The organism is Gracilibacillus pellucidus, from assembly GCF_033949965.1.
Classification (GTDB): domain Bacteria; phylum Bacillota; class Bacilli; order Bacillales; family Amphibacillaceae; genus Gracilibacillus; species Gracilibacillus pellucidus.
Window position 1 is genome coordinate 1 of sequence record NZ_JAWZSR010000001.1, and the last position, 15462, is coordinate 15462.

Annotated in this window: 13 protein-coding genes and 2 riboswitches; of the genes, 6 read left to right on the forward strand and 7 right to left on the reverse strand. The window is 37.1% G+C overall.

The annotated features are described in order from the left end of the window. Positions 1-444: 444 nt before the first annotated feature. From SH601_RS00005 to SH601_RS00035, 7 genes are all read right to left on the reverse strand, one after another. Positions 445-735, reverse strand: coding sequence for an iron-sulfur cluster biosynthesis family protein (locus SH601_RS00005; protein ID WP_319956157.1), 291 nt, complete (start codon positions 733-735; stop codon positions 445-447). A gap of 24 nt (positions 736-759) precedes the next feature. Further along, positions 760-2229 carry an aminomethyl-transferring glycine dehydrogenase subunit GcvPB gene (gene gcvPB / locus SH601_RS00010; RefSeq protein ID WP_319956158.1) on the reverse strand — a complete coding sequence of 490 codons (1470 nt, stop codon included), beginning with the start codon at positions 2227-2229 and terminating at the stop codon, positions 760-762. Continuing rightward, positions 2213-3574, reverse strand: coding sequence for an aminomethyl-transferring glycine dehydrogenase subunit GcvPA (gene gcvPA / locus SH601_RS00015; protein ID WP_319956159.1), 1362 nt, complete (start codon positions 3572-3574; stop codon positions 2213-2215). Before gcvPA ends, gcvPB begins: the two co-directional genes overlap by 17 nt. Before the next feature lies 1 nt (position 3575). Next, entirely contained in the window at positions 3576-3962 is a 387-nt protein-coding gene (gene gcvH, locus SH601_RS00020; RefSeq protein WP_319956160.1) for a glycine cleavage system protein GcvH, read from the reverse strand. Positions 3963-4105: 143 nt separating this feature from the next. Then, the gene (gcvT, locus tag SH601_RS00025; RefSeq protein ID WP_319956161.1) at positions 4106-5212 is read right to left on the reverse strand and encodes a glycine cleavage system aminomethyltransferase GcvT; all 1107 of its coding nucleotides are present in this window, start codon (positions 5210-5212) and stop codon (positions 4106-4108) included. Next, positions 5209-6099, reverse strand: a complete 891-nt coding sequence (sdaAA, locus tag SH601_RS00030; protein ID WP_319956162.1) for an L-serine ammonia-lyase, iron-sulfur-dependent, subunit alpha — start codon at positions 6097-6099, stop codon at positions 5209-5211. The genes gcvT and sdaAA overlap by 4 nt, the downstream gene beginning before the upstream one ends. Then, positions 6092-6574: a serine dehydratase beta chain gene (locus SH601_RS00035; protein ID WP_319956163.1), complete on the reverse strand. Its 483-nt coding sequence runs from the start codon at positions 6572-6574 to the stop codon at positions 6092-6094. Before SH601_RS00035 ends, sdaAA begins: the two co-directional genes overlap by 8 nt. A 60-nt stretch (positions 6575-6634) precedes the next feature. Continuing rightward, positions 6635-6714: riboswitch (glycine riboswitch) on the reverse strand. 3 nt (positions 6715-6717) lie between these two features. Continuing rightward, positions 6718-6816: riboswitch (glycine riboswitch) on the reverse strand. 463 nt (positions 6817-7279) lie between these two features. On the opposite strand from SH601_RS00035, the gene SH601_RS00040 reads away from it, so the two are divergent. The 6 genes from SH601_RS00040 to SH601_RS00065 all read left to right on the forward strand — a co-directional run bounded on the left by SH601_RS00040 (position 7280) and on the right by SH601_RS00065 (position 15121). Beyond that, the gene (locus tag SH601_RS00040) at positions 7280-8329 is read left to right on the forward strand and encodes a 2,3-butanediol dehydrogenase (RefSeq protein ID WP_319956164.1); all 1050 of its coding nucleotides are present in this window, start codon (positions 7280-7282) and stop codon (positions 8327-8329) included. A gap of 239 nt (positions 8330-8568) precedes the next feature. Continuing rightward, on the forward strand, positions 8569-9024 hold the full coding sequence (locus SH601_RS00045; RefSeq protein ID WP_319956165.1) for a PTS sugar transporter subunit IIA: 456 nt from the start codon (positions 8569-8571) through the stop codon (positions 9022-9024). Then, a complete protein-coding gene (locus SH601_RS00050; RefSeq protein WP_319956166.1) occupies positions 9025-9345 on the forward strand; it encodes a PTS fructose transporter subunit IIB in 321 nt (106 codons plus the stop codon). 24 nt (positions 9346-9369) lie between these two features. Then, on the forward strand, positions 9370-10488 hold the full coding sequence (locus SH601_RS00055) for a PTS fructose transporter subunit IIC (protein WP_319956167.1): 1119 nt from the start codon (positions 9370-9372) through the stop codon (positions 10486-10488). Between the two features lie 12 nt (positions 10489-10500). Further along, the gene (mngB, locus tag SH601_RS00060) at positions 10501-13134 is read left to right on the forward strand and encodes a mannosylglycerate hydrolase (protein WP_319956168.1); all 2634 of its coding nucleotides are present in this window, start codon (positions 10501-10503) and stop codon (positions 13132-13134) included. A gap of 52 nt (positions 13135-13186) precedes the next feature. After that, a complete protein-coding gene (locus SH601_RS00065) occupies positions 13187-15121 on the forward strand; it encodes a BglG family transcription antiterminator (protein ID WP_319956169.1) in 1935 nt (644 codons plus the stop codon). Positions 15122-15462 lie beyond the last annotated feature (341 nt).

Consider the following 15462-nt stretch of genomic DNA (forward strand, 5'->3'; position numbering starts at 1 on the left):
ATGCCCCGTTGGCAATAGAGGTTTTATATAACATGTGAACACCTACACATAGAAGGACCATTAGACTTATCATTATCAAAAGATATCTAAAGCTCACTCATAGGTTGGGAACTTGTATCATGAATTTACACAATAAAATGGACTTGACTAAAAAAGTAAGGATGAAAGTAGTTGACAGAGCGTCTCAACGCCCAAACAAGAAAAAAGGAAGGATGAAAGTAGTTGACAGAGCGTCTCAACGCCCAAACAAGAAAAAAGTAAGGATGAAAGTAGTTGACAGAGCGTCTCAACGACCAAACAAAGAAAAAAGGTGAAGATAAGTAGTTGATAGAGCGTCTCGACGCCCAAACAAAGAAAAAGTTTGAAGGAAAGTAGTTGATAGAGTACCTCAAGGACAAATATCACAATAAGAGGAAAGATTTGTCCTTGAGATTAATAGGAATATTAACAACTACTGTCAAAATCAACCTCACTTAGTACAAGAAATTCCGTAGTATAATCTATTGTGACGGTATCTTCAGCTAAATAGCGTCTTGTAAAGTGATCCATTTGAATCGAAATACCGTTTGTTTGATAGATGTAATCATTTTTTCTTCGTTCATCAACGAGAAATAAATAGTCAATGGCTAAGCCACAACCACCTTTCATGTTGGCATCAATTCGCGGTAGCTGGCCATCTGTTAACTTAAGTGACTGTAATTGATGCACAGCAGATTCTGTCAGTTCAATCTTCATGTTAGGTAACCTCCTCAAAAGCAATCACACGTTAACAGGCTCTTCTTTACTATAACGAACGACAGGTTTGCGAGCGGCTTTTGTTTCATCTACTCTACCAATTACAGTCGTATGTGGTGCCTCGATTACGATTTCTGGATTTTCTTCTACTTCTTTTGCAATCTGAATCATTGTATCTGCAAAGGCATCTAGTGTTTCTTTTGTTTCTGTTTCGGTTGGTTCAATCATCAATCCTTCTTCTACATTTAATGGGAAGTAGATAGTCGGTGGATGATAGCCGAAATCAAGCAGGCGTTTGGCAATATCTAACGTTCTCACGCCGAGTTTTTTCTGAGTTGCTCCAGATAAAACAAATTCATGCTTACATATTTGCGGATAGGGTGATACATAACATGCTTCTAATCGTTTCTTTAGATAATTAGCATGAAGGACGGCTGATTCTGATACGTTTCTTAATCCTTCTGCACCCATTGTACGAATATAGGTGTATGCTCGGACAAGAATACCGAAGTTGCCGTAAAATCCTTTTACTCTACCAATCGATAAATCTTCATCACTAGTTAATACATATTTTCCTTCTGTTTGCTCAATACGTGGAACTGGTAAAAAGGGGATAAGTTCCTTCGTGACGCCAACAGGGCCAGCTCCAGGACCACCGCCACCGTGTGGAGTGGTGAATGTTTTGTGTAAATTCAAGTGAACAATATCAAATCCCATTTTGCCTGGTGTTGTTTTATCTAAAATAGCATTCGCGTTTGCTCCGTCATAATAGAGAAGGCCGCCTGCGTTATGAACCACTTCAGCAATCTCGCTGATTTCTTTTTCGAAGAGTCCTAGTGTATTAGGATTCGTTAACATAAGTGCAGCTGTATCTGTGTCGACATGTTTCTTTAATTCTTCGACATCGACTAATCCATCTTGATTGGATGGAATGGTTACTGTTTCAAATCCTGCAACCGTTGCACTTGCAGGATTTGTACCGTGAGCAGAGTCTGGTACAAGTACTTTTGTTCTGTTTTCACCGTTATGTTGATGATAGTGTTTTGCAATCATTAAACCGGTCCATTCTCCTTGAGCTCCAGCAGATGGTTGCAATGTGACCGCATCCATACCAGCAATCACTGCTAAATCTTCTTGTAATTCATATAATAATTGTAATGCACCTTGTGCGGTTTCTTCTGCTTGATAGGGGTGAATCTGACTGAATCCATCGAGGCGAGCAACATCTTCATTAATTTTAGGATTATATTTCATCGTACAAGAACCTAGCGGATAAAAACCATTATCGACACCGTAATTTTTATTAGAAAGTGCGGTATAGTGACGAACAAGCTGTAGTTCTGATACTTCGGGAAGGTCTGCTTCTGTTTCTCTTAACAAATGTGCAGGGAATTTTTCTGTTAAATTGATTGCCTCTACATCACTTTCAGGAAGGTCGACACCGGTACGCCCAGGCTGACTAATGTCAAAAATCAATTCATGATATGTGGTCATATGATAATGCCTCCAATTCTTGAACAAATTGATCGATTTCTTCTTTCGTTCGTTGTTCTGTCACAGCGATTAACATTTGATTCTCTACATGATAATCTTTGCTTAAGTCATATCCACCGATAATATCTGCTTGTAGCAATTTGTGATTGGTTGCTTCGACAGATACAGGTAGTTCTACGATAAATTCGTTAAAAAATGGACCTTGGTTTCGGATGATAAATCCTTTTTCAGAAAGTTTTCTTGCCATGTAATCCGCTTTTTCGATATTTAATTGGGCCATTTTGCGAATCCCATGCTTACCAACTGCTGCCATAAAGACAGCGGAAGCAAGTGCATTTAATGCTTGATTAGAACAAATATTGGATGTCGCTTTTTCGCGACGAATATGTTGTTCGCGTGCTTGCAGTGTTAAGGTGAAAGCACGTTTTCCTGCTGTATCTGTTGTTTGGCCAACGATTCTGCCGGGGATTTTTCGCATTAATTTTTTCGTCACAGCGAAATAGCCACAGTGTGGTCCGCCGTAAGACATCGGAATCCCTAATGGTTGCATATCACCAACTACGATATCAGCACCAAGTTTTCCAGGAGCTTGCAGTAGTGCAAGGGCTAAAGGATTAGCACTAACGATCAATAGTGCGCCATTTGCTTGTGCGATCGCTTTGATTGCTTGTAAATCTTCAATCGTTCCAAAGAAGTTAGGATATTGTACAATAATAGCTGCTGTCTCTTTGTTTGCTTTTGCTTCAAGAGCTTGAAGATCTGTCCGTTCAGCAGATAATTCCATTTCCTCGACTTGATAGGCAGGCCCATTTGCTGCTGTTTTTAAGATGTCACGAGCCTCTGGATGAACGGCTTGAGAGACGATTACTTGGGAACGTTTTGTGGTGGCAACCGCAAGTGCAGCTGCTTCTGAGACAGAAGTAAATCCATCATACATAGACGAGTTGGCAACATCCATTCCTGTTAATTCACATACCATTGTTTGAAATTCAAAAATAGCCTGTAGTTCACCTTGACTAATTTCTGGTTGGTATGGCGTATAAGCGGTATAAAATTCTGCACGAGAAATGATATGATGGACGACGCTTGGAATATAGTGGTCATATGTCCCAGCACCAAGGAAAAAGGAAGCTTGATTAGCATTGGTATTTTTCCCTGCAAGCTTTTGCATTTTTTTCATTAGTAGTGATTCAGGTAATGCTTTCGGAATGTCTAATTCTTCTGTTAAACGGATGTTTTCAGGAATATCAGCAAATAAATCGTCGATTGATGCCAACTTTATATAGTCGAGCATTTGCTGTTGATCTTGTTTCGTATCAGGAAGGTAACGGTAAGTGGAACGCATATTATTCCTCTCCTTTACTAATAAAATCTAGGTAAGCAGTTTCGTCTAATAGATTTTCTAATGCTTCGATATTGGAGAATTCTATTTCAGCTATCCAGCCAGTTACGTAAGGATCTTCATTAATTAATTCTGGTTGCTCCTCTAATGTTTCATTAATAGTGATAATGGTTCCAGATAAGGGAGAATAAACTTCAGAAGCAGCCTTGACCGATTCACTCACACCTAAAGAATCATTAGCATTTACTTTCGTACCAACCTCTGTATGTTCTACAAACACAATATCTCCTAATTCTTGTTGGGCATGGTTCGTAATCCCAACGTGTGCTTTATTTCCTTCTAACGGTAATACCCACTCGTGTTCTTTACTATATCGTAATGAACTTGTCATATGATCGCTTCCTTTCCAATTATTTTCGGTAAAGTGAGACTCCCGCTGATTGTTAGCGAAACTTATCAGGGAGTTAGCGTCCGTTTATCCCCCACTTAGCTTCTTTGTTTTACCTCGAACCTTGAAGTGGGGGTTTTACGGACTCATGCACCGTGGTAAAAAGGGGTAGGAACTATTACTGCATCTATTAATTTATTACGGATTTTTACTTGTAATGGCGTGTCTATCTCGGCATATTGTTTTTCCACAATCGCAAGGCCTAGCTGTTTTTGGCATGATGGTGAATGCGTTCCAGATGTAATACAGCCAATTAACTCACCATCTGTTGAATATACTTCATATCCATGTCGTGGAATGCCTCGGTCCGTCATTGCAAGACCAACTAGTTGTCGTTTTGGTCCAGCCTCTTTTTCTTTCGTTAAAACCGCTTTTCCAATAAAATCATCTGGTTTATCTGGTTTCACTGTAAAACGAATACCAGCTTCGATAGGTGTGATGGTTGAGGTTAATTCTTGACCATATAACGCCAATGTTGCTTCAAAGCGGAGTGTGTCACGAGCACCAAGACCACAAGGTACAAGCTCTCCATCTGCCTCTAACAGTTCCTTCCAGAGTTTAGGTGCATCCTCGTTGGCTAGATATAATTCAAAGCCATCTTCTCCTGTGTAGCCTGTTCGAGAGATAAGTACATCGTTTATTCCAGCTATTTCTACATGTTGTTCAAAACGAAATGGCTTTATCTGATGCACATCTACACTAGTGAAATTTTGTAAAATTTGTGCTGCTTGCGGCCCTTGAATGGCAAGCTGTGCTAGTTGATCAGAAATGTTCTTTACCGTTACATTGTCTGTTGCATGTAGTTTTATCCACTCAACGTCTTTCTCGATATTGGCTGCGTTGACGACGAATAGATATGTTTGCGCGGCTAACTTATAAACGAGCAGATCATCAACGGTTCCACCATTTTCATAACACATTGCGGTATATTGTGCTTGATTCACATCGATTTTGGTGACATCATTCGTGATTAAATAGTTAACAAAGCTTTCAGCATCGTCACCTTCAATGACAATCTCCCCCATATGGGACACATCAAAAAGTCCTGCTTTTGTTCGAACAGCATGATGTTCTTCGATAATACTGGAGAATTGTACAGGCAGTGCCCAACCACCAAAGTCAATCACTTTGGCACCATTGTCTTGATAGAGATCATAAAGAGGCGTCTTTTTTAATCCTTTTGCTTGACTCATGTATTACACCACCTTTTAAATAATGTATCTTCCACTTTCTGTGCCGTTGCGGTTGCTGCAAGACCGCCGAGCGATGTTTCTTTTAATGTTCGTGGCATTTCTTTACCAATGTTGTACATTGCTTCAATCACTTCATCACAAGGAATACGACTTTTAACACCTGCAAGTGATAGGTCAGCTGCAGAAAAGGCAATCGATGTTCCGATTACATTACGTTTGATGCAAGGTACTTCCACAAGCCCTGCAACAGGATCACAGACTAAGCCTAGCAGTGATTTTAAAGCTAGTGCTGTAGCATTAATTGCCTGTTCTGGCGTACCACGATTTAATTCAACAATTGTCCCAGCAGCCATTGCCGTGGCAGAACCAACTTCCGCTTGACACCCACCCGCAGAACCAGAGATAAAGGAGCGATTAGCAATGATAAGTCCAAGCATACTAGCAGTGAATAATCCCATCGTTAATTCGTCTAATGATAGTTGTTTATTTTTATGGAGGGAACATAACACACCAGGTAAAATGCCAGCTGCACCAGCAGTAGGTGTTGCGACAATTACATCCATTCGGGCATTACTTTCCGAAACGGCAGCAGAAAAAGTCATCGCATCCCCGATGATATTGCCAGAGAGTGCCTCACCTTGTGCCATATACTGAGCTATTTTTCCTGTATCATCCCCAGATATGCCACTAGGTGCGATCACATCATTTGCTAAGCCATTATCGACAGCTTGCTTCATCGTTAGCAGTCGTTTCTTCATTTCCTCGATAATAGCTGCCATATCTTGACCAGTGTTTTCTGCTTCGATACTTAGCATGATTTCGCTAATCGACTTCTGTTGTTCCTGACAAATTGCCAGTAGTTCATCCATAGAGCTGATTTCAATCATCAATCGGTTCCTCCTTTCTGTTAATCATGGAAATGGATAACGGGACATTCACTTTTTCCTCATTAATCATAAATATTTTCGATACGCCGCCACCTAACGATACACCACCAACTTTTATCGTTTCGCCTTGATAAGTAGCAGTGATAATAGTTGTGTTTGGATGGTTGTATACTTCACAATGGTTCTCTAAATATAGCTGATAGTTTAAGCCAGCTTGTTTAGCGATTAATAGCGCATTTTTAATTTGGAGATTATCTGTTTTCATTCCGATAAGTCCGCCAATAATAGCTTTATCTGTACCATGACCGTGATAGGTAGCGGCGAATGAGTCAAAAAAAGTGATGGAAGCTTCTTCTGGATAGTGTCCTAATAAGTTATGGACAAAATTTCCAATCGATACAACCCCAGCAGTATGCGAACTGGAGGGACCGACCATAACGGGACCAATAATATCGAAACAACTGTTGAAATCCATCATCAACCTCCTTTTTTAAACGCAAAAAAGGACAGAAAAAGGGTAATCGTTCTTACCCTTCTCTGTCCTTGTACCTGAGAGTTTCGCTTACGCATAAGCTTCCCCTTTGGTGGTGTATAGTTGATACACACTCTCCAGAGCTTCGTCCTATTATGGTTCTGTTACCTGAGAGATTGGTCCATAAGGTTTTTTATGAACTTGCTCCTTCGGTGGTAATAAATACGCTCTCCCATAATATTCATCCGATCGATATATGAGTTGTTTATTATATTAGACTTCAATGTTTGATTAATCTATATAAGTGTAAAATGATGTGACAAAGAACATACTTTGTGTAGAAAAGGAAATGGAAGGTTTACTTCATTTATATGCGTATGCGAGTTTTTTACGATTTGATGTTGTTAGTACTTATGTTAAAACGGTTACACTTTTATTAAAACATATTTTGGTTGGTTTGTGTAATGTTTTTTATCTTTTTTAATTTGTAGAAATGTGTACGAGGTGGGGGAAGATGGCATTTCTTTTAAAAGGGTGAGTCACACGTTTTATAGGTGTGGTTCAATTAATAGATACATATCCATCACTTCTTTCTTATTGATTCAAATACATAAGTGATATCTATGAGTCTATTGTATTCTAAAAATAGAAAGGTTACCATGAAATGGTGTAATCTAGATTTATGATAATTATTTGGGAGGTTTTTTCATGAGAGCAGCTGTTTGGTATAAAGCGAAAGATGTACGAGTAGAAGAAAGGGAAGTCCCGGAATTACAAACAAATGAAGTAAAAGTTCGTGTAGCATGGACAGGTATTTGTGGTAGTGATTTGCACGAATATTTGCACGGCCCGCTTACAGTACCTGTAGATGAACCAGATCCTTTAACAAAGCAGACTGCACCACTGACTTTAGGTCATGAATTCTCTGCCGTAGTAGAAGAAACTGGTGTAAATGTGTCTAGAGTGAAAAAAGGTGATCGAGTGGTGATTAACCCGTTGATTACATACGGAAATAAAGATCCGCATTTGGATATTTATGATGGATTCAATTTCATTGGGTTAGGCCGAGATGGTGGTTTTGCAGATTATGTAGTGCTAGATGAAAAACATTTGTATATGCTTCCTGAAGGTTTAACTTTAGAAGAAGGTGCATTAGTAGAGCCATCTGCGGTATCTGTACAGGCATTGAAAGAAGGCAATTTCCAAGCCGGACAAACTGTTGGTGTCTATGGTGCAGGACCTATCGGGCTTTTGACCGTATTAGCAGCAAAAGCACAGGGTGCAAGCACTATTGTAGTATATGATATATCTGAAGCAAGATTAGAAAAAGCGAAGGAGTTAGGGGCAACATATGTTGTCAATTCTGCTGACCAAGATCCAGTTGAAGTAACGAAGGAGCTCGTAGCAGAAGGGTTTGATGTAACCATTGAAGCAGCCGGTGTGGAAGCTACCGTTAACCAAGCTATTCATACGACAAAAAAACGTGGCATAGTAGTGATTGTATCGTTAATTTCAAATCCAATTAAGATTACACCAATGGATCTTATTGGATCAGGAGTTGTCATTACATCAAGTGCTGCCTATGAACCAGATGTTTATAAAAAAACGATTGATTTAATTGCAACAGGTAAGATGGATGTGAAACAAGCTGTTACGAAGCATATCTCATTAGAAAATATTGTAACAGAAGGGTTTGAAGCTTTGACGAAAGATAAATCTGAAGTGAAGATACTAGTAGAATTGAGCGGAGAGAAATAATCGTCATTTCGGTTTGAATAGAACGATAAAGAACACAAAAACGTTGGATATCATCTGATTGGTGATTCCAGCGTTTTTTCATTTGTTATCGAGTGTCAGAGTTAGGTTATTCAGGTTGTGTAAGCGGTATCTATTTAATATAAAAATTGCCAAACTAGTTGGCAGAAGAATAAATTAAAGAAATAAATTTGAAGGTGTATAGTTGATTTAAGGAAAGCGTTAACAAAAGGGGGATGGAAATGTTAGTTAGTAGGGAGCAAATTTATTTAGATCTCATCATAACAGATAGGGATCAGCTATTAAGATTTATTTCAACGGAAGCTACCAATCAAAAGGTAGCTACTAATGAACATGAACTGTTTCAAGATTTTATTGCGAGAGAAGATGAATATTCAACAGCATTTCAAGAAGGCATAGCGATACCACATGCTAAAAGTAATGCGGTTATAAAACCAACCTTATTTTTTGCTAAATTGAAAAATAAAGTGGAATGGGAATCACCAAATGATTATAAGGTGGATCTAGTCTTTGCCATTTTAGTACCTAAGCATGAAGAAGGTACAAGACATGTTCAAATATTATCCGCATTAGCCACGAGATTAATGGATGATGATTTTCAAGAAGAAATTTATGGTGCAACAGATAAATTATCTGTACTAAATTTATTAAACAATATTGAAGAAAGGGTGGGTTAAATGAAGTTTGTAGGAGTTACTTCATGTATTGCTGGATTAGCACATACGCCAATGGCAGCAAAATCATTAGAAAAAGCAGGAGTTAAATTAGGTCATGATGTAAAGATTGAACAACAAGGTGCAATGGGAGTTGTTAATAAATTAGAAGAAGATGATGTGAATGGAGCAGATGCAATTATTATTGCAGCAGATCAATCAATTGAAGGAGAAGAACGATTTAAAGGAAAAACAATCATCAGAGTGAAGTTAGGTCAAGTAGTATCAGATGGTGAGATCGTTTTAAATAAAATAGTAAAGGCTATAGAGGCGAAAAAAAGCTAGTTACAGTAGAAAGGGGAGCTTCATATGAGTGGAAAGCTTAGTGAATTTAAAAATCATTTGATGTCTGGAATTTCTTATGTATTGCCCATCATTATTGCTGGTTCATTAGTTGTAGCTGTAGCGAAAATAATCGGTTTTCTTTTTGGTGAACCAGATCTAAATGCATTTGCAGAAACAGATGGTTTCTTACATTATGCTTATCTATTTGAACAAGTAGGTTGGACCGCAATAGGGTTGTTGAATTTAGTTTTAGGTGCTTATATTGCTCATTCCATTGCAGGTAAACCTGGTTTAGCTGCTGGCCTAGTCGGCGGGGCATTAGCCACAAGTACTAACGCAGGTTTCCTAGGTGCTGTATTAGCAGGTTTCTTTGCAGGTTGGATTACTAATTGGGTAAAGAAACGGATAAACATTTCTGGATCTTTTGCCAGTGCTGTTCCACTAATTATTTTGCCGTTAATTACAGTTGGTGCGACAGGTGTATTAATGTCATTAATCTTAGCTGGACCACTAGGATGGTTAAATACAGCATTATTAGATTGGATTACTGATATGACACAGAGTGATACCAATATTGTACTACTTGCAGCAATTCTTGGAGGAATGATTGCCTTTGATATGGGAGGTCCTGTTAATAAAGCGGCATGGATGGCAGGTAATGCGCTTTTAATGAGTGGAATTTATTTACCAGCAATTATGGTTAACGCAGCAATCTGTATTCCTCCATTAGGATATGGTATTGCTACATTGCTTAAGAAGAAAAACTTTAGTAATGAACTAAAAGAGTCTGGACGAGGATCATTGATTATGGGAATTATCGGAATAACAGAAGGGGCCATTCCTTTTACGTTAAAAAGTCCATTGAAGTTAATCCCGTTAAATGTCGTAGCTGGTTCTGTTGGAGCTGCAACTGCTATCTTTCTAGGAGCTCGAGATATTATGCCTCCGGTTGGAGGGGTGTATGGTTTCTTCTCCGTAGGTAATGGTTGGGCATATGTGATCGGTATTTTGGTAGGCGCGTTCATTGTTGCTATTGGTGCGAACGCTTTAGTTGATTTTACAGATGAGGAAACGAGTAAAGCTAAAGAAAAAGAAGAGAAGTTGGACGAAGAAAGTGTAGAAATTAATTTTGACACATTGTAAAGGAGTAATATTATGAAGAAAAAAACAGTACACATTATTCCCCATACACACTGGGATCGAGAATGGTATTTTACGTCATCAAGATCAACGATTTATTTAATAAAACATTTTAAAGAAGTGATTGAAACACTTGAAAACAAACCTGAATTTACCTTTTATTTAATGGATGCACAAACATCATTAATAGAAGACTTCTTGAAGTATTGCCCTGAATATAAGGAAAGATTGCAAGCATTAGTGCAAGCAAAACGATTAATGACAGGTCCTTGGTATACCCAAACAGATCAATTAGTTATTTCTCAAGAGTCTGTGACACGAAATCTACTATATGGTACTAGATATGCGAAGGAATTGGGGCATTCAATGGAAATTGGCTATGTACCTGATGCATTTGGCCAAGGAGGGAATATGCCACAAATTTATAAAAACTTTGGTATCTCTCGTTTCCTATTTTGGCGTGGTGTAGCTGATAATCGATTAAAACAAACAGAATTTATTTGGGAAGGCGATGATGGGACACAGATGGTAGCAGAACAAATGCCATTTGGTTATTATTATGGTGGTAATATTCCTGAAAAAGAAGAGGAAGTAAAGCCCTATTTAGATGAGTCTATAGGGGCATTGGAGAAGAAAGCCTCTACCGAGAACATTTACTTTCCGAATGGCTTTGACCAAGCACCAATTAGAAAGAATCTACCTGAATTAGTAGAATTGTTTAATAAAGTAGATAGTGATCGAAAGTATCAAATTGCCTCACCAGAGACATTTTTTGATGCGGTGGAAGAAGAAGCGAAAGATCTACCCGTTATTAAAGGGGAATTAACAGAAGGTAAGCATAGTCGCTTACACAAGTCTATTTTTTCAACAAGAGCAGACTTGAAGCAACAAAATAACGAAATCGAAAATTACTTAGCTAACGTACTAGAGCCTATTTTAACAATAAGCCATTCCCTAGGTAATGACTACCCACATAATCAACTTGAGGAAATATGGAAGTTGATGTTTGAAAATGCGGCACATGATAGTATTGGTGGATGTAATAGTGATACAACGAACCGGGATGTAGCCTTTCGTTATAAACTAGCAAAAGACAAAGCGACTAATCTACTTGATTTACACATGAGATTAATTGCAGAAAGAATACCATACAAACATGATTTGAATTTTACGTTGTTTAACCCATTGCCATATAAGCGTAGTGGAGTTGTGAAAGCGAATATATATCTTCCAGACGGAACATTTAAAATGAAAGATGAGCATGGAGGAGAAGTACCATTTACTATCCTAAATAAAAAAGATCTAACAGAGTATGTGCTTAATCAAACGATTCAATTGGATCCTAGTAAGGAAATCTATATTCCAGAGAAAGTCTATTATGCAGAAGTCCTGATTCAAGTTACTAATACAAATGGTTTAGGGTATAATAGTTTCTATCTAGAGTTTGATGATGGTGAAATAGATATACCAACACACATAGAGCAACATATGATTGAAAATGAGTATTATCAAATTACAATGGCTCACAATAATACGCTAACTATTACGGAAAAACAAACCGGTAAAACATATGAAAATCAAATGATCTTTGTTGAGAATGGTGACGATGGTGATTCATATAATTACTCTCCACCAAGAAAAGACATGATTATTGATTCAACTACTAGTGAATTAATAGATATACAAGCAAGTAAATCAGAACTTAATCAACAATTGGATATGACGTTAAAAATGCTCGTACCATATGATTTGGAGCAACGAGCAGAAGGTATTGCTGATCGAGAGTTTGTTGTGAAGGCAACTGTTGTCTTACTAAATGAAGAGGAAATTATTCACTTCGAAGTGAAAATAGATAATCAAGTACATAGTCATCGTTTGTGTGTACAGTTTGACTCTGGGATTGTTAGTAAATTCTCTACTGCTGACCAATTATTCGGTAATGTTACCCGACCAGTTTATTTACCAGAAATGGAAGTATGGGAAGAGGAAAAATGGCATGAAGCTCCTATTTCTATTGAAGCAATGCAAAGTTTTGTTACGTTACATGATGATAAGAGTACGGTTGGTCTATTAACAGAAGGTGTAAGAGAATATGAAATCGTTGGAGAACAATACGATACAATTCAACTAACGATATTTAGAACTTTTAGTCATATGGGGAAAGAGAATTTATTATATCGACCAGGCAGAGCATCTGGCGAATCTATCGTAGAAACACCGGATGCTCAGTTAATCGGAGAAATATCAGCAACTTTTGCGATGTTGTATAAGCAAGCATCGTTTGATCAAGCTAATATCGCAAAACTTGCGAAAGAATATCTTTCACCTATTCAATGTTATCAGTTCTCGGACTTTTTGAATGGCCGACTTATTTATGCTTACCGTGATGAAGGGAAAACTAATTCATTATCTTATAGTTTAGCAACTTTTGAAAATATGGATGCTGTTTTTAGTGCTATTAAAAAAGCGGAAGACACAAATCAGTATATTCTTCGTCTGTTTAATCCATATCTTAATAGGCAGGCAACTATCGATGAGAAGATAGTGAATAATGGTTCTTTTGTACTGTTAGATGAAGTCACAGAAGATCAAGCAACTGAAACACTAGCACATAATCAATTTAAAACAATATCAATTAACTTGTTGTAAAAGGAAGGGGATCATTCCCCTCTTTTTATATAGTATTTATGGAGAGGATACTATGTTTACTGATGCTAGAAAGAACAAAATTACTGAATTAATTCAACAGAATCCTTATCATTTTTCTAGTGAGAAGTTAGGGGAGAAACTATCAGTATCTGCACGGACAATTAGGAAAGAGATTAAAGAAATTAATGAACAGAAAACAATCAGCGGTTTTACTATTTTAAATAAAACATCGAAAGGGTATTATTTGAACGTTATGGATAAAGACGTTTATTTATCCTTCCAAACGATTCATGATAATACCTATTCGTATTTCGATGTAAATCAAAAGGATGAAAGAATAAAACTATTTATTTTTTTATTACTAAATCACGCTGATTTTCAAACGATAGAGGAATTAGCGGAAAAAATGTATGTGAGCCGCTCTACTTTGACGAACGATTTGGATAAAGCGAAACTCATATTAAATAAATATGACCTGAAACTGGAATCAAAAGTAGGCAAAGGCATTAAACTAATTGGTAAGGAGGATGATAAACGTTATACACAATTGTCCTTAATAGATGAGTCTTTGGACACTAAAAACATGTTGCAATATTTTGAATGGAAAGAACAAGATTTTTACCTGGAAGAATTACAATTACAATTGCCTGGGCAGTTAGCTAAGTACAATTTAAGTATGGCAGATGATAATATAGAAAATTTAATTTTCCATATACTAATTATGGTGGATCGTATTAAACAAGGATTCGTTATGGAGCAGAGTAATGTATATGATGAGAACAATAATTGCGGAAAGTTTGTCCAAGATGTAAGAAAACGATTAGAGAGACTATTCGAAGTAGAGTTATCAGCAGGCGAATTAGATTATTTATATGTCCAAATAAGGAGTAAATTAACAGTAACAGAAGAAGATATTACCTCCCACAAACAAGCAAAAGTTTATATTGATTCTCTATTGAAGGAAATTAACGAGAACTATTATTATGATTTGTCACATGACTCGCAATTAAAAAAAGACCTTCAAACACATATTTATTCCATGCTCTTTCGAGTGGAGCACAAAATTAGAGTGCGAAATCCAATGGAGCAACATATTAAAAGGCATTATCCATTAGCATTTGAAGTGACTCTCTTTGGGGTAGAAGCACTTAAAGAGGAATATGATTATACGATCAATCAAGGGGAAATTGCATATTTGGCATTACACATCGGTGCATCATTAGAGCGTAATTATCAAGTTAAATATGAAAGACATCATTCTTGCTTAATTGTCTGTGGATCAGGCTATGGAACAGCAAGAATGATCGAGGTTAATATGAAGAAAACAATGCCTGATATTTTTGTTACAAGGGTGATGAGTGCACAAGATTATAACCGATTAGAATATATAGAAGAAGATGTTGTCATCACGACGATTCAGATAGAAGAAAGGAATAGACCAGTTTATCAAGTAGATACATTACCATCAAGAAAACAGTTACTTCAATTAGATCGAAAGATATCAGCAGAGGTGAATCAATCAATCGATATTTTTAGTCGTTTTTTCTCACCTGAATTATTTATAAAAGCTAACTGTGAAAACAAGAATGATGTAATTGAGCGGATGAGTAATTTATTAGAGGCAGAAGGAGTATTGGATAAACGAAAAGAATTTGTGGATTCGATTCATGAAAGAGAGCAATTAGGTTCCACTGTATTGGGGGAAGGAATTGCTGTACCTCACCCAATGGGAATAATAGCAAAACGAACGAAAGTAGGAGTAGTGCTATTAGAAAAACCAGTTACATGGGCGAAGAATCAACAAGTCCAGTTAATCTTTCTTCTAGCTATTAGTAAGCAAAATTATGAGGATGCACTAGGTATTTATGATTTTCTTGTCGAAGTTATTAGGGAAAATGAATTTGCTTCGTTTGTATCTGCTAATAATTTTAACGAATTTGTTCTTAAAGGACGTCATTTATTAAAAAATATAGAATATCTTCAATAAAACAGGATGTCTACATCCTGTTTTATTTTTGTAAAAAATCACAATTTAATCTGTTTACTTGGTATAATGGTAATTAAAGTAATTTAAAATGCGTAAAAGAATAAGTAGAAAGGGAGACAGAAGGTGCATTGGGAGCGTTTTATGAATAAGGTGAAGATTTACTAGTGAACGGTGGAGGTAATGAAAGAGCTGTTTTAGCAAAAATGAGAAAAATCGCTTCTATAAAATATCAAAAAATAACCCCACCCGCTAATCTGTGAGAAGTGATCGGGTAGCTTTATTTCATTCGATTTCCAATGAAGCCAAAATTACTGTGAATGTGTTGTTAGCACTTTGACTCT